This window comes from Methanohalophilus halophilus (assembly GCF_001889405.1).
GTDB classification, from domain to species: domain Archaea; phylum Halobacteriota; class Methanosarcinia; order Methanosarcinales; family Methanosarcinaceae; genus Methanohalophilus; species Methanohalophilus halophilus.
In genome coordinates, this window is record NZ_CP017921.1 from 1,258,853 (window position 1) to 1,280,276 (window position 21,424).

Genomic DNA, 21,424 nt, shown 5'->3' on the forward strand with positions numbered 1-21,424 from the left:
AGCCGTGTTTTTCATGAATAATTATTATAATCGGCAGATTGCGAACCGGTAAGAACCGAATGGCTTATATGTAAAGTTGCTTATGGGTACCTGCTGTTAACTTGAACTCCCTACACGAATGATTAAACATTATAATTGTTCAATAGCAATCACCTGAAACCGAATAACTTATATGCGAGGTTGCTATAAGGGGCATAAAATCACGCTGCTTAATAAATCACAGACGCGATGAGGATTCACATGGCCAAGGACAAAATCTTATCCGAGATAAAAGAAGCAGAACAAAGTGCTGCCAAAAAGGTGGAAGCAGGCCTGAAGGAGAAGGAGGACAAAATCGCCAGTGCCCGTGCAGAAGCCAGAGAAATAATTAAAGAGGCAGAATTAGATGCAGAAAAATCTGCAAATAATGCACTTAAATCTGCACAGGAAGACCTCCAGAAAGAGCACGAAGAAATCGTCAGCAAAGGCAAAAAGGATGCAGAAAAGCTGATAAGCAACGCAGAATCTAATGTTGATAAAGCTGTTGCAACGCTAGTGGAGGAATTCGAGAGGGCGATCTATGCTTAAGCCAAAAAGTATGACCCGTGCTGTTATCGTCGGACATAAAGAAGTCATGGATGAAACAGTAGACACACTACACGATATCAATATCTTCCATATTGAAGAATATAATGAAGAAGATTCTACTTTCAAGATAGGGAAACCCTTTGAGAATGCAGGGGATGTTTCCAAAAAACTTGTTCAACTGAGGTCAATTTCTAGTTTCCTTGGTATCAAGCCAAAAGAAGTTCCAAAACAGGACACAAATATTCTGTGGGCTGAACTCGATGAAAAACTGGCTCGCCTGGAAAATGAACTTGATGAAAAGACTGAAGAAAAGAACAGTTATGAAACACGGTTAAAAGAACTGGATTCCCTCAAAAAAGAACTGGAACCTTTTGTTTCAATCCCAATTGACCTTAAAAATTACAGAGGTTACGAGAGTCTATCTGTGTTTGCAGGTACTGTAAAGGGAGATATTAGTTCTGAAATATCTGGAATTACTAATGATTATGAACTCGAATTTGATCCAAATACACTCACCATTGCTCTGTTTGTCAGGAAAGATAAAGAGGATCTCGTGGCGGAGATGTTGGCTGATTACGAGTTTCGTGAGATTCGTGTTCCCGATGTGGAAGGGGCACCTTCGGAGATAATTGCTGATATAGAAAGTGAAAGAAACACTATCAATGAGAAAATTACTTCACTTGAAAAGAGTATTTCTGACATAAAGGAACGTTATTCTGATTTCATACTTGCAAGTGATGAAATTCTATCCATTGAATCCCAGAAATCCGAAGCACCCCTGAGGATTGCCACATCAGAGCATACTTTTGTAATCGACGGATGGGTTCCATCCGATGAGTACAACAAAATGACCCGGACACTCGAATCTTCTACTAATGGAAGAGTATTTGTTTCCAAGCAGGAGATTACAGAAGAGGAAGAGGAGGAAGTGCCGGTAGAGTATAATAACGCAGGGATCACAAAACCTTTCGAAACAATAATGAACCTTTACGCAAGGCCCAAATACAAAGAAATTGATCCAACTGCATTGATATTTATCACTTTCCCACTGTTCTATGGAATGATACTTGGAGATATTGGTTACGCTCTAATTCTTCTGGGATTGGCATTTGGAGTTAAAAAATTGGTTAATTCCGATGCAATAAAACCCCTGATGAATATATTGATATACTGTCAGGTATCGACCTTGATCTTTGGTGTTCTTTATGGAGAGTTTCTGGGATTCCCTCTTGCAAGCCTGCATGGGGCACATGGAATTGAACCCGGTCTTATAGCCGGATTCGAAACTATAAACCTATTCCAATCTCCAATCGGTGGGGAAATGATTACATACCCAATACACAGAACACATCTGGTAATGACCCTTATCGTGCTTACGGCACTCATTGGTGTTGCTCACATAAACATGGGATATATCCTTGGTTTTATCAATGAGAAAAAGAAACACGGATTCAATGCAGCGATGCTTGAAAAGGGTAGCTGGATCGTGGTAGAGATTGGTATTGTGCTTGCAATTCTCGGATATGTAGGATACCTACCAATTGCTGTAGGTGCCGCAATATTCGTGATAGGTTTCATAATGCTGATTAAAGGAGAAGGTATTAAAGGTCCCATTGAGTTACCCAGTTTGTTGAGTAACTCCCTGTCATACACACGTTTGATAGCTGTGGGCCTTTCATCAATTTATATTGCATCCACTGTGAACCTTATCGCCTTTGAAATGATTTGGCCACAGGGAGGTATAGCAGCGGTATTTGCAATATTGGTATTCATATTCGGACATGCACTAAATACGGTCTTGAGCATAATCGCCCCCGGACTACATGCTTTGAGGCTTCAGTATGTCGAATTCTTTACTAAATTCTATGAAGGCGGGGGCAAAGAGTACAGCCCATTTGGATATATAAGAAAATACACGGAGGAATAATATAATGGTAGGAGAAGAAGCAATTACAATGATGGACCCAGCAGGACTTAAAGCAATTGGTGCAGGACTTGCAGTCGGACTTGCCGGACTTGGATCAGGACTTGCTGAAAAAGACATCGGTGCCGCTGCAGTAGGCGCAATGGCTGAAAACGAAGCCCTCTTCGGTAAAGGCCTTATTCTTACTGTAATTCCTGAGACCATCGTCATTTTCGGACTTGTTGTTGCACTGCTGATAAGCTAAGCGAAGTTTGAGAGCATTCAAAAATGCTCTTAAATTCTTTTTAAGGTGAGAGAGCATGGGACTCGAAACAGTAATCAAAGACATTATGGATGTTGCGCAGGCGAAAGTCTCTGAGATCGATGCAGAGGCAGATGCCGAAGCGTCCCGTATTCTAGAGGATGCAAAGCAATCCGCCAAAGAAATCAAAGGAAAACGTCTTGCCAAAGCGGAAGATGAGATTCAGCGTATGCGAAGGCAGGAACTATCCAGTGCAAATCTCGAAGTCAAAAGGACAATGCTCAATGCACGCAAAGAAGTGCTTGAAAAAGCCTATAACCAGGCATTCAATGAGATTGCAGGCTTATCTGCGGATAAGCAGGAAACCTTTCTCAAGAACATCATAGAAAGCCATGAATCAAAAGGCAGCCGTATCTATTCTAACAAGGAATCAGAAGATATGGTGAAAAAACTGTCCTCGATTGAGTATGCAGGCAACATCGATTGTGTTGGAGGTGTTGTTATAGAGAATGAGGATGGAAGTATAAGGCTTGATTATACCTATGAAGGGATTCTTGACAGCGTATACGAGCAGAACCTGAAACAGACCTCAGATATCTTATTCGGGTGATATCAAGATGAGGCTTTTCCAGAAACTCCGGAGAAAAGGTTCCTCTGCAGCAAGCAGTGGGAGCTCAAATTATGCTTATGTTACTGCACGTGTACGTGCAATGAAGAGCAATCTGCTTCCGAAAGAGACATATCCAAGACTTATAAATATGGATCTTGATGAAATTACACGTTTTATCGAAGAAACCCAATATAAGCAGGATGTGGATGAACTTGCGCGGAAATTTAAAGGAGTAGATCTCATCGAGCATGCATTGAACAGGAATCTTGCAGTCACATTCTCAAAGTTGATAGATATTTCCGAGGGTGAACTCAACTATCTCATTACGGAATATCTGAAAAATTATGACATCTGGGATATCAAAACTATTCTCAGAGGCAAGTATTACAATGCGCCTCTTGAAGAGATAAAGGATAATCTCGTTTCTGCAGGCCAATTCAAGTATAATTTCCTGTCAGAACTTGCTGAAAAAGAATCTTATGAGCATGTTATAGATGCACTCAGCAATACTGATTATTATCCAATTCTTAAGAATTATGACGGAACAAACCTTCCTGAAATTGAAAATCAACTTGACAAATTATATTACCAGAGGTTGTTCGATGCAATCGGTACACCTAAGTCAAGTGATCGTAAACTTTTCTCCAAGCTCATTCGTACTGAGATTGACATTAAGAACATTAAAACAATGTTCAGGATGAAGAAAGAAGGTGTCGAAGATGGTGAACTTGAAGATCTGGTTCTGGATGGTGGGCTCCGGCTTAGTCTGAAGGAAATAAACAAAATGGTTCCTTTGCCTTTTGCAGATTTTATAAATTCACTTGAAAAATACCCGTACTGGGAAGCTATGTCCGATCTGGTAAATCCTGATATGGAATCTCTTGTCGATCTGGAAACAAGCCTCACCAAGTACAGTATAAAGTCCGCTGCCAGTTTTTCACATGAATATCCCCTTTCAATCGTTCCGATCATGGATTATATGATCAGTAAAAAGAACGAAGTAAACAATCTGAGGATAATCATCAGAGGAAAGGCAGTTAACCTCGATGACGAGATAATCAGAAATCAATTGGTGATTTGATGGATCTGGCAGTTGTAGGTGATGGTCAATTCGTAACCGGTTTCAGATTAGCCGGTGTGCAAAAAGTGTATGAAATCAATGACGATAACAGCCTGGAGGAAAAGGTAAATGAAGTTCTCAACGATTCCTCCGTAGGTATCCTTGTAATGCACAATAATGATTTTGATAAACTACCGGAAACCTTGAGAGACACTTTAAGTGAATCCGTCGAACCAACATTGGTAACACTTGGCGGAACCGGCCAAAGTTCCAACTTACGGGATAAAATAAAACAAGCGGTAGGTGTAGATTTGTGGAAATGAATGGTGAAATTTATCGAGTGGCAGGACCTGTTGTCACAGTCACCGGTATCAAGCCGAAGATGTATGATGTGGTAAAAGTAGGTCATGAAGGACTGATGGGTGAAGTAATCCGTATAGAGGGTGAAAAAGCTACAGTTCAGGTATACGAAGACACATCCGGCATAAAACCGGGAGAACCTGTAGCAAATACGGGAATGCCTCTTTCAGTAGAACTGGGTCCAGGCCTCCTGGAAAGTATTTATGATGGTATACAGAGACCTCTGGAAGTCCTCCAGCAAAAGATGGGAGACTTCATTGAAAGAGGAGTAACAGCAAACGGTCTTACCAGAGAGAAAAAATGGGAATTTACCCCTACAGTATCCAAAGGAGACAGTGTCAAAGGTGGAGATATTATCGGTGTTGTCCAGGAAACACCCAATCTCGAACACAAGATAATGGTCCCTCCAAGAAAGTCAGGAACTGTAGAAGATATCAAAAGTGGTAAATTCATAGTCGATGAAACCGTTTGTGTACTTTCTGACGGCTCTGAACTATCCCTTATGCAGAAATGGCCTGTAAGAGATCCCAGGCCAGTGGGCAAGAAACTCTCGCCAACAAAACCTCTTGTAACAGGACAGAGAATCCTTGATGGAATGTTCCCTGTGGCAAAAGGTGGTACAGCAGCGATCCCCGGCCCTTTCGGGTCAGGAAAAACTGTTACCCAGCAGCAACTTGCAAAGTGGAGTGACACTGATATTGTGGTTTACATCGGATGTGGCGAACGTGGAAATGAAATGGCCGATGTACTGAATGAATTCCCGGAACTGGAAGACCCAAAGACCGGAAGGCCACTGATGGAACGTACAGTTCTTATCGCAAACACATCCAATATGCCTGTGGCTGCTCGTGAAGCATCTGTTTATACAGGAATTACCATTGCGGAGTACTACCGTGACATGGGTTATGATGTATCGCTCATGGCAGACTCAACCTCCAGATGGGCAGAAGCAATGAGGGAAATTTCCTCCAGGCTTGAAGAGATGCCCGGTGAAGAGGGATATCCAGCATATCTGTCCGCCAGGCTTTCTGAATTCTATGAACGTGCAGGAGCAGTCCATTCCCTGGCAGGCCTTGATGGTTCCATTACTGTCATCGGTGCAGTTTCACCTCCTGGTGGTGACTTCTCCGAACCTGTTACACAGAATACCCTGCGTATCGTAAAGGTATTCTGGGCACTGGATGCAAAACTGTCCCAGAAGAGACACTTCCCCGCAATTAACTGGCTTACCAGTTACAGTCTTTACAATGACAGGCTCGCAGGCTGGTTTACAGAAAATGTCGGAAGCGACTGGAATGAACTAAGGGATAATGCAATGGATATTCTTCAGGAAGAAGCCGAACTTCAGGAAATCGTGCAACTCGTAGGTTCAGATGCACTCCCTGAGGACCAGCAACTAACCCTTGAAATTGCCAGGATGCTTCGTGAATACTTCCTGCAGCAGAACGCTTTCCATCCCGTGGACACATTCTGTCCCTTTGATAGGCAGTACAAACTTCTGAAATCTGTATCCCGGTTTGGCGAAAAGGCAACCGATAAAATGGAAAATGGTGTCCCCATCAACAAGATCATGGAAATGGAGTCCAAGGATGAACTTGCCAAGGTCAAATATGAAGAAGACTTTGATGCAGCCCTTGAAACAATCATGACAAAGATGGATGAAGAGTTCACACAGCTTGGAGGCAACTGAAAATGACCAAAGAATACAAAACCATTGTAGATATTGCAGGACCACTCATCTTCCTTGAAAAAACAGAGCCTGTAGGATATGGGGAACTTGTTCAGATTAATCTCCCTGATGGGACTACCAAGAGAGGTCAAGTCCTTGATACCTCCGCAGATATGGTTGTTGTACAGGTTTTCGAAGGAACTCAGGGTCTGAATAATGAATCCGGTGTAGTATTCAGTGGAGAAACCATCAAACTTCCTGTTGCAAAAGACCTTCTCGGTCGTATCCTTTCCGGTTCTGGAGAACCCCTTGACGGTGGTCCAAGAATCATCCCCGAAAAAAGGGTAGATGTGAATGGGGCTTCAATGAATCCCTATTCCAGGAGACCGCCTGAAGAATTCATCCAGACAGGAATATCAACTATTGATGGTACTAACACTCTTGTAAGAGGACAGAAACTTCCTATCTTCTCCGGATCAGGTCTGCCACACAATGAGATTGCTCTTCAGATTGCAAGACAGGCAAAAGTTCCAGGATCAGAGGAAGAGTTTGCGGTGGTATTTGCTGCAATGGGTATCACCAATGAGGAAGCCCAGTCATTCATGGAAGACTTTGAGAAGACAGGTGCTCTTGAAAGAGCGACAGTTTTCCTCAATCTTGCAGATGACCCTGCAGTCGAGCGTATTATTACCCCGAGGATGGCACTGACAGCAGCAGAGTATCTTGCATATGAACATGATATGCATGTACTTGTAATCCTGACAGATATCACAAATTACTGTGAAGCTCTCCGTCAGATGGGTGCAGCCCGTGAAGAAGTGCCCGGTAGACGTGGATATCCCGGTTACATGTACACTGACCTTGCATCCCTCTATGAACGTGCAGGTGTAATCAAAGGTAACAAGGGATCTGTAACCCAGTTTTCCATCCTGACTATGCCTGGTGACGATATTACCCACCCAATCCCTGATCTTTCCGGTTATATCACTGAAGGGCAGATTGTAGTATCCCGTGAACTTCACAGGAAGGGTATCTACCCACCTATTAATGTGCTACCATCCCTTTCTCGTCTGATGAACTCCGGTATCGGAGATGGTAAGACAAGAGATGATCATAAAGCAGTATCCGACCAGTTGTATGCCGGATATGCTGAAGGACGTGACCTTCGTGGACTGGTTGCAATTGTCGGTAAAGAATCCCTTTCCGAAAGAGACCAGAGAATCCTGGAATTTGCCGATCTTTTCGAAGACCGTTTTGTAAGACAGGCAAAAGATGAAGACAGGAACATCGAAGATACTCTGTCCACAGCATGGGAAATCCTTTCCGAGCTTCCGGAAGCACAGCTCACCAGGATAGACAATAAGTATATCGATAAATATCACCCTGCACATCAAAATGCAGAGTGAACAAAGAGTGATCCACTATGGGTACAAAGGATGTTAAACCAACTCGTTCCGAACTCATTGAACTGAAGAAAAAGATAAAACTGTCCCAGAGCGGCCACAAGCTGCTTAAAATGAAACGGGATGGTCTTATCCTGGAATTCTTTGAGATTTTGAACAAGGCCAAGGGTGTAAGGAACGAACTGGATGACGCCTATAACAATGCCACTGAAAAAATAGGGATCGCTGAGGCAGTCGAGGGCAGAATGGTAATAAAATCCACTGCTCTTGCTCTCAAAGATGGACCAGAAATAAGTCTTGAAAGCCACAACATTATGGGTGTGGTGGTCCCTAAGATCGAAGCATCCAGTGTGCATAAACCCATCAACAAAAGGGGATACGGTATTCTCGGGACAAGCTCCTACATCGATGAAGCTGTCGATTCATATGAGATCCTTGTTGACAAGATTATTCTTGCAGCAGAGATTGAGACCACTATGAAAAGGTTACTTGAAGACATCGAGAAAACAAAAAGACGTGTTAATGCCCTTGAATTCAAGGTAATTCCCGAAATGCAGGAAGCAATGGACTTCATCCGTTTCCGGCTGGATGAGATGGAACGTGAAAATACCTTCCGCTTAAAGAGGATTAAGGCATAATGCCTAACGCAGCACCTGATCGGCCAGGACTGGCCGACAGGCTTTTTTTAAAATTCACACAACCCCACAACCTTGCGCGTATTCTGCGCTGGGCATGGTTAATATCCCTTGTGATGCTGGTATTTGGGTATCTTATCATTTATTTCAGGGTTTCAGAGTACTTGAATATCTGATTGTATAATTGATTGGAACCAGTCAGTAAAGTATATATATCTTCTTCCACTATATATGAACCGATAAATAAACAACATGCGGTTCTACTAGTTGTGATATTTTGCTCAACAAAGGTGATATACCTATTTAATTTCATTTTGCCTGCATTATTTTTTAGCTGTGCGTATATTTTTATGCAACTTTTGCAGGCAAATTCATTCAATAAGCAATATAAATTTAAAATGTGGTACATTTATGACACAGCACACACAAGCACAAAAAGAAATAGCTAAAAAAATCGATTCTGATACTGTTATTGCCAACTGGAAGGACTGGAGATGGCAACTCAAGCATTCCATCGGGGATATTGATACATTTGAGACTTTACTCGGCATCAAATTCAAAGCCGGGGAAAAAGATGAACTCAAACAAACCCTGGAAAAATTCCCATTATCCATAACTCCCTACTACCTGTCCCTCATAGATGCCGATGATTTCAGGAATGATCCCATATTCCTGCAGGCCTTCCCTTCACCAAAGGAGCTGGACATCGATGAAGATGATCTTGAAGACCCTCTTTCCGAGGATGAGGACAGTCCTGTTGAGGGAATCACACACAGGTATCCGGACAGGGTACTGTTCCATATAAGTAACACCTGTTCGATGTACTGCAGGCATTGCACACGCAAGAGAAAGGTGGGAGATGTGGATTCCATTCCTACCAGGGATGCAGTCTCTGAAGGACTGGAATACATAAGGAACACCCCCCATGTACGGGATGTCCTGCTTTCAGGTGGAGATCCTTTTATGCTGCCTGATGCTTATCTGGACTGGATTCTGACAAAACTGAGGGAAATCCCCCATGTTGAGATTATTCGTATCGGTACAAGGATGCCTGTGGTGCTTCCTTACAGGGTAACTGATAATCTTGTAGAAATACTCAAAAAGCATCATCCTCTCTGGATCAATACCCACTTCAACCATCCACGTGAAGTAACAGCATCTTCCAGAGAAGCCCTGCGCAAACTTGCAGATGCAGGAATCCCCCTCGGAAACCAGACAGTGTTGCTTTCAGGAGTTAATGACTGTCACAGGATTATGAAAAGGCTTGTACAGAAACTTGTACAAAACCGTGTACGTCCTTATTACCTTTACCAGTGCGACCTTTCGGAAGGCCTGTCCCATTTCCGCACTCCTGTAGGGAAGGGTATAGAGATAATGGAACACCTCATCGGTCACACAAGCGGTTTTGCAGTTCCTACCTATGTTATCGATGCTCCCCACGGAGGAGGTAAGATACCTGTCATGCCTTCCTATCTTATATCCTGGTCCACCAACAGGGTGATTTTGCGTAACTATGAGGGTGTGATCACCTCTTATAAAGAACCGGATTCCTATGAGCCGATATACTGTGATCGTAAATGTGAAGATTGTAAACTCCAGCTCAAACTTGATGATGCAGCTGAATATAAATCTACAGGTATTGCAAAATTGCTTGCCGATTATGATGAAGTTGTAAGTCTTGTACCGGAAGATACCGAAAGAATGGAGAGAAGGGACGTTGAGTGATATAATCGAAAAAATAGGCAACTCCCTGATCCAGCACGGTACGTACAACAATCGTATTTACCTTATGAAACTGGATACTGGCGATTTGCCGGATATTATACCTGAAATGGATCAGTTGGCAGAAAAGCATGGCTATAGCAAGATATTTGCAAAAGTCCCTGCAGATTCCAGAGCTGCCTTTGATGCAAAGGGCTATGTAAAGGAGGCGGGTGTTCCCGGTTATTATTCCGGCAAGAAAGATGCCCTGTTCATGTGTAAATATTTCTCAGAGCACAGACAGGAAGACACACAGGCCGAGGATGACCGGATCATCTCCACTGCCAGAGGTAAGGCAGGAGACATAATGAAACCTGAATTGCCCGAAAGTTTCCTTATACGGATATGTACGGAAGCGGATGTGCCTGCAATGGCAGAAATCTACGCCAAAGTGTTCCCTACATATCCTTTTCCTATCCAGGACCCGGCCTACCTGAAAGAGACCATGGAAGATAATGTTGTATATTTCGCAGTTGAAAATGAAGGTGACATAGTTGCTCTTTCCTCTTCAGAGATTGATTTTGAAAACTGGAATGCGGAAATGACCGACTTTGCTACACTTCCTCAGTTCAGGGGAATGGGTCTGTCCACTTACCTCCTCTCAAAAATGGAAACAGAAATGAATAAGAAAGGGATCCTTACCCTTTATACCATTGCCCGGGCCGCATCCTATGGTATGAATACTGTTTTTGCAAGGCTTGGGTATGAATTTACCGGAAAACTTGTTCAAAATACCAATATCTCTGGCAATCTTGAGAATATGAATGTATGGTACAAGCGCCTTTGAGTAACTCTTAAATAAACATTCTCCATATAATTATTGTTTACCAAAAAGGGAAAGATGATATTTTATGGAAGGCAGAGACAATCCAGGGAATTACAAACAAGCAAGTATGGATAATGAAACTGTATTTCCCTGGGATGATGGGCCCCACCATTTGGAAAAAACACAACCTGATGAAAGTTATATTACTGAAAGTCCTGCGGGTTTTGTCCAAAAGTTGACATCAATTATAGGTCGATTGACCCGCCGCAGGGATTTCTTCCAGAAGATGGATAATATTAAGGAAGGAAATCAAAGATCCAAAACAAAAGATCCTGGAAAAAAATTCTCCCCTGCAGAGTTACAGGTTTCAGATGATTTTGACAATGAAGATTTTTTCGATAATACAGAAACCTACGGGAAAAATCAGGAATCATCCCAGTCGTACGCTGAAGAAGTGATATCTCTTCAATCCAATACGGAAATTGCAAAAATAAATACTCAGATAGAGAACATCTATCAGGCCATGCAGAGTCTTGAGAGTGAACAAAATACATTATCTTCAGAAAAAAAGCAAGTTCAGGAAACTTTTGCCTCACAGCTTGATTATAACGGCTCCAAAATAAACGATCTTCAGGACAAGATCGACACTATTGAATTAAATGTTCAGTCCCTGCAGGAAGAAAGAAATGAAATTCGTGATTCACTGCAGGCTATAGAACAAAATATGCAAACAATTAATTCTTCACATACCAACCTTCAGCAATTACTGGAAGAAAACAGGGAAGTTGCTCAATCAAGCATGGAATATTCCAACAAAATTGTCCAGGTTTTTGCGGATGACCTCGATGAACTCAAGATTTGCGGCCAAAAAAATGAAAACAGGATGGATACAATTACAGATACCCTTTCCCTTCTTATGGAAGACATATCACTTGTGAACAGTCTGAATCAGGAAGAAGGCAGTAAGGTTGAAGAGTATCGGAAGGAAAGTATGCAGGTAATCGAGGAAATGAAAGATTTTGTTGATGAAGAACTCAAAAAATCAGGTTCTTCCGGTTACCATACTGGCAACAATGGTGTGATGATAAATAATATTGCCAAGAATTCTACTAACATAAAACTCTGTATGGAATGGCTTGAATATCTCATGGAACTTGTTGGAAGGAACAATTTACAGGAAATCCTGGCTTATTACGAAGAACTTGGATGGATAAGTGAGGATGTACGCCTGGATCTTTTGAGGTATGCTGAAGGAATTGATTTCTATATCGAAAAAACTGATTGGAAAATATCTCCCGATGATCATGTACGATCCATCTGGTTTATGGAAAAACTGGCAGGACGTGAAATAGACAGGAATAAACTTTCTGTTGTGGAAAAAGACATAAAGAAAGTCAAGAACGGCACAGAAATATACGGGTTATAATAATAGTTATATTTTATAAAATACTAATGTATAATGATTAGTAGTATGAAAGATGAATCTGGACAGATAGCAATTGATTTTTTAGCGGGACTAGCACTCTTCCTGATAGCACTTACTTTCACTGTACAGTTTGTACCCGGCCTATTTTCAACTATATCTTCCAGTGATGAAGATTTAAGTATAATTTCGTACAGAACTGCCACTATCCTTTCAGAGGACCCCGGCTGGTGGGATGAGAAATCCGGAGTTCCAAATAGTACTGGTACTGATTGGGAAGATCATACAGATCATGTGTTCAGATTGGGGTTTGCAGAAGATTCCAGTCATCAATCCAGAACAACAAACAAACCAAATATTTTGAACTATTCAAAAATAGAAAGTACAAAAGGTCTTAATGAAGATGAAATCATCACAATGCTAGGGCTTTTTGATAATATAAATGGAGCAAGAATTGAATATGAATATAATATTTCGATTCTCCAGAACGGCATACCTGTTCGTATAGGTAACCAAACGGCAACATTTGGCACTCAATCCCCTAGCAGAGATAATGTATTCCAGACCAAAAGACTGGTTCTTGTGGAAAAAGGAGAAATTGCAAATTTTAGTGCAGATGATTTAAAGGCATTCAGTTCCAATGACGATATGGCTATACTAAATATCACAGGTACGATTGAAAAGAATATTATAGTCCAGATTTCAGGTTTCAATGTGACAAACAACACATCTTATATGAATTCGAAATTAAATGGGGATTTACTTATACAAGATTCACAAAATTACAGTGCCTATATAAAAAAGGACGGTAGCAATGACTTTAGGCCCTATACAGACCCCATTAATCCCAACGACACACTTAAACTTGTATATTATCAGGATATTTTCAATGAAACTCACAACCAGTTGGGAATCAATTTTTCGGAGATGAATATTGCACCGGGTCCTCCATATATAGAATATGCAGATTATGCCAAACAACATTATGAAAAGGCTGAATTGGTTGTGAAAGTATGGAGATGAATGATAAAGCCCAGCTCCAGACTATAGAGGGTCTTGCTGCCGCATTACTGATAACATTAACCATAATGACGGTGACACAGAACTCTGTACTTGTTACTCCACAATCTGAAATGCAAACAGAAGTGCAACTTCAGCAAATAGCAAATGATGCATTAAATATTGTTGATAGTGCCCCAGAAGGTACTTTCCAGACAAATCTTACAGAATCAGTTGCCGGGTTGAATCTAAGTCAAAATGCGAATTTCAACCAACCTATTACTGAAGAACTCGACTTGTTATTGAGTGGAAAAATCATTCCGGATACTGTGTACAACGTTGATATTGCATACGTTGAAGGAAATAACCTGAAAACAAAAAACGTCATAATGAATGGTGTGCCTACGGAAAATGCAGTTGTGGGAAGAAGACTTGTGACACTTGATAACAGTACCGTTACGGCAGCTGGAGGGAGCTGGAATATAAACGAATCCAGTATACGTGTTGTAGAAGTGAGGTTGATATTATGGAAGGTTTGAAAAACGACACATCCGGTCAATGGATATTGTTATCTGGTCTTGCAATTGCAATCGCACTTGTAACCATTGCAGTCTTATTAAATCAGGCAAATCTTAACGGATACTATTCAGCAGACACTGCAATTGGTTTCCCTAAGGATGACATTCGTGAACTTAAATTACAAACTCACGAAGTCGCAGGTATAGCTGCAGATATTGCTTATAGCGAGAATCAGACTTCAAATCAGAGTATTGATGTCGGACTTTCAACTGTAATGGATAGTTATAATGAACAAGTGCAAGTACTATATGCTGCCCATGGGGAATTTGTGGATGTGGAATACATGAAATACACAAGGGAAAATAACTCTACAAACAATTCCATTGGGCAGGTGTGGGTCAATGTTACTTTCCTTAATGCCGACACTTCCTACTCATCAAAACCTGAAATTATTGAGGTGGGTCCATGAAATCATTTCTGAAAAATGAGAATGCTGTTTCGATAACAATGGGATATATCATTTTTTCAGCTATTTTCATCTCATTTTTTATAATTGTCCAGTTTGGAATCACAGATGTCATCGTAGATGAGCCTACCGAAATTGTTATGGAAAAAAATTATGCGGATGTTGGAAATAAAGTCGCAACACTAGTTACTGAAATATATCTGATAGCTCCGGAAAACGGGAAAATAGAAACAAGTTATTCCATACCATACCGTATTGCTGGGGAATCTTATCTAATTAGTGCACAGCCTATAAAAGATGATCAAATTATCTCGGTAACTTCTTCTACCTCTGAAAAAGAGGTCAATGTAACCCTTGCGGGCATTTCACCTGTTGTTGGAATATATGGAACAACAATGAGCAACAATGAAACACATGGTATCACATATGTATCAAATGAATAATTTTATGGACGACAGGGCTGTCTCAGAAGTAGTGGGTTTTATCCTGATATTTGGGATAGTTGTACTTTCCATCGGTATGATTTATACAGTTGGTTATCCGATTTTAAGTTCAAATATGGAAGCCAGTGTATTTGAAAGTTCGGAGCAGAGTTTTGTTGTTTTACAGAGTAATATGGAAACAGTTGCCTTTAATGAATTGCCTGTAAAAACAATGAAATTCAAATTATATTCATCAAGCTTGGGTTTATCAAACAAATCAAATATAACCATAGATTATCCGGGGATAGACTCATCGCCCCAGGCCATTGGTACTGTGGAATACGGCAAAAATGATAAACGAATAGTCTATGAAAACGGCGCAGTCTTCAAATATTACCCCGGCCAGAGGGTGGTGCTTACTTCCGCTCCTCCGATATTCACTTCAAAACTTGATTCGGAAAATATTACCACGATCACAGTTATAAGGACTTCAGGAAATTCATTTCAATCCGGTAGCGGAGTATCCACTCTAAAAATGAGCTACAACAATAGTAGTCTTACAACGAACAGTTCTGTGAATAATTTAACAATTACCATAAACAGTGAATTTGCAAGTCTTTGGAAAGAATATCTGGAAGAAAATGATTTTTCCATATCTTCATCTTCACCAGATCAGGTAGTAGCTCATAGGAATGACACTTATCTGATATACGGCGAGCATCTTATTGATGTCGATATCAATTAAGGGTTATAGAGCCTTTTGGTCTGACATAGATTTTTGCTGAGTCAGAAACACTGTTATTTCCATTGCTTGCAAATGAATAAATAAATGCATTCCCGGCAGTTGAACTACTGAAATTGACAGTTTCAGAACCGCTTACCGTGAGATTAAATGGATAATGGCTTCCACCAAATCCTCCCAGGTTTGTATATAGCAACACATTTGCAATAGCAGGGTTGCCATCGGAATATCTTGCCGTTATTGTAACAGGATCATTATCACTGATATTGATAATATCTGATTGTGGCTCGATATTTACGTCTCCCAAGGATACATAATCAACAGAAGCCCCGCTTCCGCCAATACTTGTATCTCCACTGTAGGATATACTGATATCTATTGAAGTCCCATTGACATCAGTGTAGTTCAATGTGGATGTGGGGAGGATCAGTGGAACTGTACCTGCTCCCTGTACCTTCAATTGATACCAGACACCCCATTTGTCGCCCATACCCATAGTAGGGGGAAGATCCCACATGAGCACGTCTCTGTCACCTATATTTTCAATATCTGGCTCACTACTATCAGTTACGTTAGAAGGATAACTTGGCTCTACAAATGTAGAGTTGTTCCCTATCGTTGAGTTACTGCTATTGTCCCGATAAGTAGCCGTTGCAATGGAAAGATTGGTTATGTAGTTGTGAGGAATGTGCAGTTCAAGTCTTGGGCCTGTTGCACTAAAGTTTGTTATATCTGATGCAATGCCCACAAATATATCTTCAAGAACTGTGGAGTTGGGTGCAAAGTAATATTCCCCTCCCGTGATATTTGCAATCTGTTCCAGCACCGGATCAACTTCAGATTCGTTGTTACCAAAGCCCACGGTATATATCACTGTGTTCTGGTCACGTGCACGCTGTGCTTGCTCCAGAAGAGAATGGGAACCTGCATTGTCAATTCCGTCTGTCATGAGAACCATTGTGGAATTACCGGTTATTGAGGATAATTCATTATTGGATTCATACAATCCTTCATCTATAGCTGTCAATCCCTCACAACTCATTGTACCTATGGCATTTTCAATATGAGATATGGAATCATTGTTGAGATCTGAACTGAGCCATGCGGACCACGATTTCCAGCTTACGGATGCTTCTGCAGCGGTATTGTTCCTTTTTTCAAAAACCAGATCGAAATTTTCATATTCAGAGGAAGAAGACGTTTCAAGTTCAGAGGATACAGACCAGCTGCCATCATCCCATTTCTGGATGTTAATATCATCGTGGTCATCAGACGTGATCAGCAATATAGAATCTGAATATGGGTCAGGATGTAACTGTACCCAGTTCATATCATCGTATTCTGAAAGAGTAGATGCGTCCATCTCTTCACTCCAGCTGCCGTTCCATGTACGGTATTTTGGTGTGCTGGTTTTGTCACCCCATACTATCATACCGGTTCCACTATTCTTCTCAAAGACTACATCAAAGGCACGTTTATTGTAAGTATAACAGTCATTTTCGATCTGAATTCTGGAAGCTGACCAGTCACTACCATTCCAGGTACTTACATATAGGTCCTCATCAAGGTCCAGCATACCCATTATAAGATTATTTGAAGATGATTCAGAGGCCATTTTTATCCAGTATACCCTGTGACTATCATCAAAACTGTAAAGATCCTTTTCGGCACTCCACTGACTGCCGTTCCATGTACGAGAATGTACGTTCCCCTCGATGTCCGACCAAGCCACAATGGCATTACCTCTTTGCTGTTCATAGACCACATTGAAACACTGGTAACCATAGGCACGTGCACTGTTTGTAATGGTCACAGGATTTGCCCAGTTATTCCCATCCCAGACCTGTGCACGTATGTCCCTGGCATCATCCAGGGTTACCAGAATCATTTCATCGGAAGAAGGATGTGCTGCAAGGGATGCCCACCAAACGTCTCCTGCTCCCATATTACTACCGTCTACAGAAGATTCGGCAGACCATGAGTTCCCATCCCATATCCTGTATCTGGGTGTACTGGACGAATCAGCATAAACTGCCATTGCATCCGATGATAAGCTTTCATAGGCTAGGTCAAAACCCCTTCTTGAGTATGAATCAAGGGAAGTGGAAAATTCCCTTACCTCGCCCCAATCGTCGGAATATACTTGGAAGTTTGCATCATAATGGTTGTCCAATGTACCAAGAATTATTTCACCAGAAGCAGGTGAAGTTTCCAGTACCATTTGCCTGATGCTCCCTCCTACATAATTTGCCGAGTACTCAGAAGACCAGTCAAAACCCTCGAGGCTGCGATATCTGGGAGTTCCCGGGCTGCCGGTGTCATAGTATGCTACCATTGCCCCGTGCAATGGTTTTCTGGTTACATTGAAATCAAAGGCAGAATCGTTTAACTTACCACCTGTCTTTTCCACAACAAGACGATAATCATTACCAGCATAGAGGGTTGATGTCAGGTCGACGGGTGAAGCAGAAGCAGTGGTAGAATTGAGAAGATCAACGCCGTTATAGAGTCCGATCTCCATCGAAGAATTATCTTGCCAAGAAAGATCAAATGAATATGTTCCCTCCTCATCCACATTGAAGTAACCTGTCCATTCACTTCCATTACGCAAATAAGATGATAGACTACTACTGTTTACAATCGAATCAGTACTGTATAATACAAGGCCTATGCGATCCCCGTTACTTTCATTGAAACTTGAAAGGAATGAGTTCGATGCCAGTCTTGTTGCACTTTTTTTATCAATATAGGTTTCCAGATCAAATTCTCCTTCTGGGAAAGATGAGGCAATTCTGACAGTCCAGTTCCCTTGTTCAATTGTTTCATCGTCATCTTCAGGATAAGATCCGGAAAGGGGGTATAGCCAGATGTATTCCGAATTGTTGGCAGTGTAATAGCCGGTAGTATCCGCCCCATTTCCATATTCGGTTCCAGATGGGCTTTTCAAGTATAGGTCCATGTCAGTTGAATTATTTACCCAGCTTAGACTTACCTTAAGGTCATTAAGGGTATTGTTGACCAAAAATGAATCCTGAAAGCCTGTATATGAAGTATTGAATTCACAGTTATAAGATGTCAGATCACCGCTTTCTTCCGGATATTCTGCCAGCCTTATTTCATTTTCATAGATATTGATTTCACGAATCTCATTTGTATAATCTTTTTCATCCCGGAAGGTAACCGTGTTATCCCCATCTTCAACAAGAGGTGTAATATTATATTCAAAAGACACCCATTCTTCATTGGGATTTGAGGATGAGCCAGCATCTGTGAGATAATTGCCGTTCACTTCAATTACGCATTCGCCACTGAAGTCAAGGTCCCATCCTTCAAAGTAAAGGTAGTAAGGAGGTTCGGAATCCAAGACGTCTAAAGATATGTTATCAGCACTGTATGTGTAGGGAGTAAATCCCTCTTCTCCATATTCAATATCACTTATATCGTAATCCGATATTTCTTGTGCTATGGAATAATATACATCCTGAAGGTCTGCACCTGTGGGTGCGTTGTAATAGTTACCAGATGTTTCTAAGGCGATTCGTTGCAATGTCGGCTCATCTATATAATCTGGACTTCCCAGACCAATGGTATATATGGTGATGCCATTGGAGTTTGCCCTTTGGATACCATTAGTACAATCCTGATCGGAGCCGGCGTTACAAACACCGTCCGTAAGCAACACAATTACTTTTCTTGATGAATCTCGGCCATCGTCAATCAACATATCGATTGAATCAGCCAATCCGTCCCCCATTGCGGTAGATCCGGATGCGGAAAATGAATAGATTGCATCTTCGATCTGGTCTTTGGAACTCGAGGAGTTCAGGAGGGTAAGGTCTGATTCGATTGTACTGTCACTTGCAAAAGAGACAACACCAGTCAGGCTATTTGAGACAAGATTATCCATAAATGTCCTGGCAGCATCCTGAGCATCTGTAAGGGGTTGTTCCGGTGAGGATCCAAGGTCATTCATACTACCCGAGCGGTCCAGAACAAGTACCACATCAAGGGGGGTGCCTGCATATGAATCAGGGTCCATGCTGCCGGATCGATCCAAAGTGAGCATGGCAGTTGCTGCCTGTCTTGTTACAGGTAATTCACCTTCTACAGAGACTACCGTTGTTACATTTACTATATCGCCTGAATCGACTTCATCAGGTTCAGCCAAAACATATGAACTGATGAAAGGTGAATCACGTATGTCAATGATTGTAGAACTTTTTATGTCACCACTGGTGGCATTAATTGTACAATTGCCTTCAAGATTCTTGCTCTCAAAGGTTGCACTGAATCTGCCTGCTGAATTGGTGGTGGTGTTAATTGAGTTTGTTTCATTTATCCCTTCCATGGTAAGATTTCCCATGGATACATTCGTGTTAGCAAGGGATATATTCATATCACTTAGAGAATGGCCCCATTCATCAAGTGCTATCCCCCGAATTGAAGAAATATGGTTACCAATCAGATTTTTAGTTAAGATCATTGAAGGGGTTGCAAATAACTTTATCTGCGCAAGGTCACCTTTAATAAAATTCAAATTTGTTGAATTATTTATACCTGTATCACCGGTTTCATTTCTGAAACTCGCTGTCACGGAAATATTTTCTACATAAGGGGTAGGGCCCACTTTCGTAGTGGCAGTGCCATAAGGATTCAGGGGAATTTTTGTTGATCCTTCATCGAAGTATACCTGCTCTTTTATATTTGGGCCGTTTGGAAGGATTGGATTCAGGAACTGGTCTACAGGAGTTGCTGATAGGCGGTAATAGTCTACATTGTTTGCATAACACAGGGAAGGGGAATACGTCAAATGCATATCTTCTGCGGAATCTGCGATACCGGTTATGGATATTTCCTTATAGAGTGTCTCATTTTCAGATACTGATATATTTATAATGTTGTCCCCTGCTCTTTTATCAGTCCTGAATGTAGCATTGCCAATACCTTCGATGTTGGTTATTGTAGAAGAGGGATGAATTTCAAGTGAATCATAGGTAATAGGTGAGTTGTAACTCGTATTTATGGGTGGTGTAATGTTAAATATTAAAGTCGAATTATTGACCGGATTCCGGTAACGATCATAGATGTTGACTGATATGTCTTCTGTTGTATTGACCGTATATTCATCTCCATAGCTTATATCAAGTATTGAAGGACGAGCTGGAGAATAACTTATATTTGTTGCATTTGATATAGAATCAGAGGACACATTTAAATTCACTTTGGATGCAAAAGTAGAATTTATTTCAAAGGTAATGAAAGGGTTTGTTGTGGATGAAAAATTGAATTCCAATGAATCAGCAGTAATATTGACCCGACTCAGTTCATAAGGTGATATACTTGTAGAAGTGCTTGTTTCTTTTATGTTTCCTTTTAGGTCAATTACTGAAATCTCAACGTCCATAGGTGCAGTTGTGTTGATATTGCCGTAGGTATCGTATGCAGTGAAATTGATGGTAGAAATGTTTCCTACTACAAGAGCCTGAGACGAACTGGACCAGTCAATAAGGTTTACCTCAGCAGGTTCAACATCGATGGTCAGATTATCGGATATGTTCCCGTAGGTTGCGCTTATGTTTGCCCTTTCCGCTACTGTGGAGTTAAATATTGCAGTTGCTACACCTGAGTCATCGATAGTTCCATTGGAAGATATCTGGCCAACGTCAGCAGAAAAATTGATCATCTCACCGGAAACAAAAGTCGAATTATTACTCAAAGTGGCATAGATGAATGCATCTTCGCCTGCTTCTAAAGAATCAGGGCCACTTATTTCAAGAGTCTGTCCCGTCACAGGTGTAACTGATAATGCAAGAATAAAAAGGAAGCATATTGCAGGGATTATTTTCACTACCATCAA

General features: G+C 41.2%; 19 protein-coding genes. 18 read left to right on the forward strand and 1 reads right to left on the reverse strand.

The annotated features are described in order from the left end of the window. Window positions 1–240: 240 nt before the first annotated feature. From ahaH to BHR79_RS06590, 18 genes are all read left to right on the forward strand, one after another. A complete protein-coding gene (gene ahaH, locus BHR79_RS06510; protein ID WP_072561590.1) occupies window positions 241–567 on the forward strand; it encodes an ATP synthase archaeal subunit H in 327 nt (108 codons plus the stop codon). Then, window positions 560–2,494 (forward strand): V-type ATP synthase subunit I, encoded by a 1,935-nt coding sequence (locus tag BHR79_RS06515; protein WP_072561591.1) that lies wholly within the window; start codon window positions 560–562, stop codon window positions 2,492–2,494. The genes ahaH and BHR79_RS06515 overlap by 8 nt, the downstream gene beginning before the upstream one ends. Before the next feature lie 4 nt (window positions 2,495–2,498). Then, window positions 2,499–2,735, forward strand: a complete 237-nt coding sequence (locus tag BHR79_RS06520) for a V-type ATP synthase subunit K (RefSeq protein WP_072561592.1) — start codon at window positions 2,499–2,501, stop codon at window positions 2,733–2,735. A 55-nt stretch (window positions 2,736–2,790) separates the two neighbouring features. Continuing rightward, window positions 2,791–3,342: a V-type ATP synthase subunit E gene (locus BHR79_RS06525; protein ID WP_072561593.1), complete on the forward strand. Its 552-nt coding sequence runs from the start codon at window positions 2,791–2,793 to the stop codon at window positions 3,340–3,342. 7 nt (window positions 3,343–3,349) lie between these two features. Continuing rightward, on the forward strand, window positions 3,350–4,423 hold the full coding sequence (locus tag BHR79_RS06530; RefSeq protein WP_072561594.1) for a V-type ATP synthase subunit C: 1,074 nt from the start codon (window positions 3,350–3,352) through the stop codon (window positions 4,421–4,423). After that, complete coding sequence (locus BHR79_RS06535; RefSeq protein ID WP_072561595.1) at window positions 4,423–4,725, forward strand: V-type ATP synthase subunit F; 303 nt, start codon at window positions 4,423–4,425, stop codon at window positions 4,723–4,725. The genes BHR79_RS06530 and BHR79_RS06535 overlap by 1 nt, the downstream gene beginning before the upstream one ends. Continuing rightward, a complete protein-coding gene (locus BHR79_RS06540; RefSeq protein ID WP_072561596.1) occupies window positions 4,716–6,452 on the forward strand; it encodes an ATP synthase subunit A in 1,737 nt (578 codons plus the stop codon). Before BHR79_RS06535 ends, BHR79_RS06540 begins: the two co-directional genes overlap by 10 nt. 2 nt (window positions 6,453–6,454) lie before the next feature. Beyond that, complete coding sequence (locus tag BHR79_RS06545; protein ID WP_072561597.1) at window positions 6,455–7,837, forward strand: ATP synthase subunit B; 1,383 nt, start codon at window positions 6,455–6,457, stop codon at window positions 7,835–7,837. A 17-nt stretch (window positions 7,838–7,854) separates the two neighbouring features. Next, the gene (locus BHR79_RS06550) at window positions 7,855–8,472 is read left to right on the forward strand and encodes a V-type ATP synthase subunit D (RefSeq protein ID WP_072561598.1); all 618 of its coding nucleotides are present in this window, start codon (window positions 7,855–7,857) and stop codon (window positions 8,470–8,472) included. Beyond that, entirely contained in the window at window positions 8,472–8,645 is a 174-nt protein-coding gene (locus tag BHR79_RS10650) for a hypothetical protein (RefSeq protein ID WP_169818160.1), read from the forward strand. Before BHR79_RS06550 ends, BHR79_RS10650 begins: the two co-directional genes overlap by 1 nt. A 235-nt stretch (window positions 8,646–8,880) precedes the next feature. Next, on the forward strand, window positions 8,881–10,194 hold the full coding sequence (gene kamA / locus BHR79_RS06555; protein WP_072561599.1) for a lysine 2,3-aminomutase: 1,314 nt from the start codon (window positions 8,881–8,883) through the stop codon (window positions 10,192–10,194). After that, entirely contained in the window at window positions 10,187–11,017 is an 831-nt protein-coding gene (gene ablB / locus BHR79_RS06560; RefSeq protein ID WP_072561600.1) for a putative beta-lysine N-acetyltransferase, read from the forward strand. Before kamA ends, ablB begins: the two co-directional genes overlap by 8 nt. 64 nt (window positions 11,018–11,081) lie before the next feature. Beyond that, complete coding sequence (locus BHR79_RS06565) at window positions 11,082–12,422, forward strand: FlaD/FlaE family flagellar protein (protein WP_072561601.1); 1,341 nt, start codon at window positions 11,082–11,084, stop codon at window positions 12,420–12,422. 45 nt (window positions 12,423–12,467) lie between these two features. Continuing rightward, window positions 12,468–13,442, forward strand: coding sequence for a DUF7287 family protein (locus tag BHR79_RS06570; protein ID WP_072561602.1), 975 nt, complete (start codon window positions 12,468–12,470; stop codon window positions 13,440–13,442). Beyond that, window positions 13,433–13,957: a DUF7288 family protein gene (locus tag BHR79_RS06575; protein ID WP_234970440.1), complete on the forward strand. Its 525-nt coding sequence runs from the start codon at window positions 13,433–13,435 to the stop codon at window positions 13,955–13,957. The genes BHR79_RS06570 and BHR79_RS06575 overlap by 10 nt, the downstream gene beginning before the upstream one ends. Beyond that, complete coding sequence (locus BHR79_RS06580) at window positions 13,945–14,406, forward strand: DUF7261 family protein (protein WP_072561603.1); 462 nt, start codon at window positions 13,945–13,947, stop codon at window positions 14,404–14,406. The genes BHR79_RS06575 and BHR79_RS06580 overlap by 13 nt, the downstream gene beginning before the upstream one ends. Continuing rightward, window positions 14,403–14,846, forward strand: coding sequence for a DUF7266 family protein (locus tag BHR79_RS06585; RefSeq protein ID WP_072561604.1), 444 nt, complete (start codon window positions 14,403–14,405; stop codon window positions 14,844–14,846). The genes BHR79_RS06580 and BHR79_RS06585 overlap by 4 nt, the downstream gene beginning before the upstream one ends. Further along, window positions 14,839–15,570: a DUF7289 family protein gene (locus BHR79_RS06590; RefSeq protein ID WP_091829018.1), complete on the forward strand. Its 732-nt coding sequence runs from the start codon at window positions 14,839–14,841 to the stop codon at window positions 15,568–15,570. Before BHR79_RS06585 ends, BHR79_RS06590 begins: the two co-directional genes overlap by 8 nt. Here the strand turns inward: BHR79_RS06590 and BHR79_RS06595 are convergent. Beyond that, complete coding sequence (locus BHR79_RS06595; RefSeq protein WP_159429234.1) at window positions 15,563–21,421, reverse strand: VWA domain-containing protein; 5,859 nt, start codon at window positions 21,419–21,421, stop codon at window positions 15,563–15,565. The two genes, BHR79_RS06590 and BHR79_RS06595, sit on opposite strands and share 8 nt — an antisense overlap. Between the last annotated feature and the right edge of the window lie 3 nt (window positions 21,422–21,424).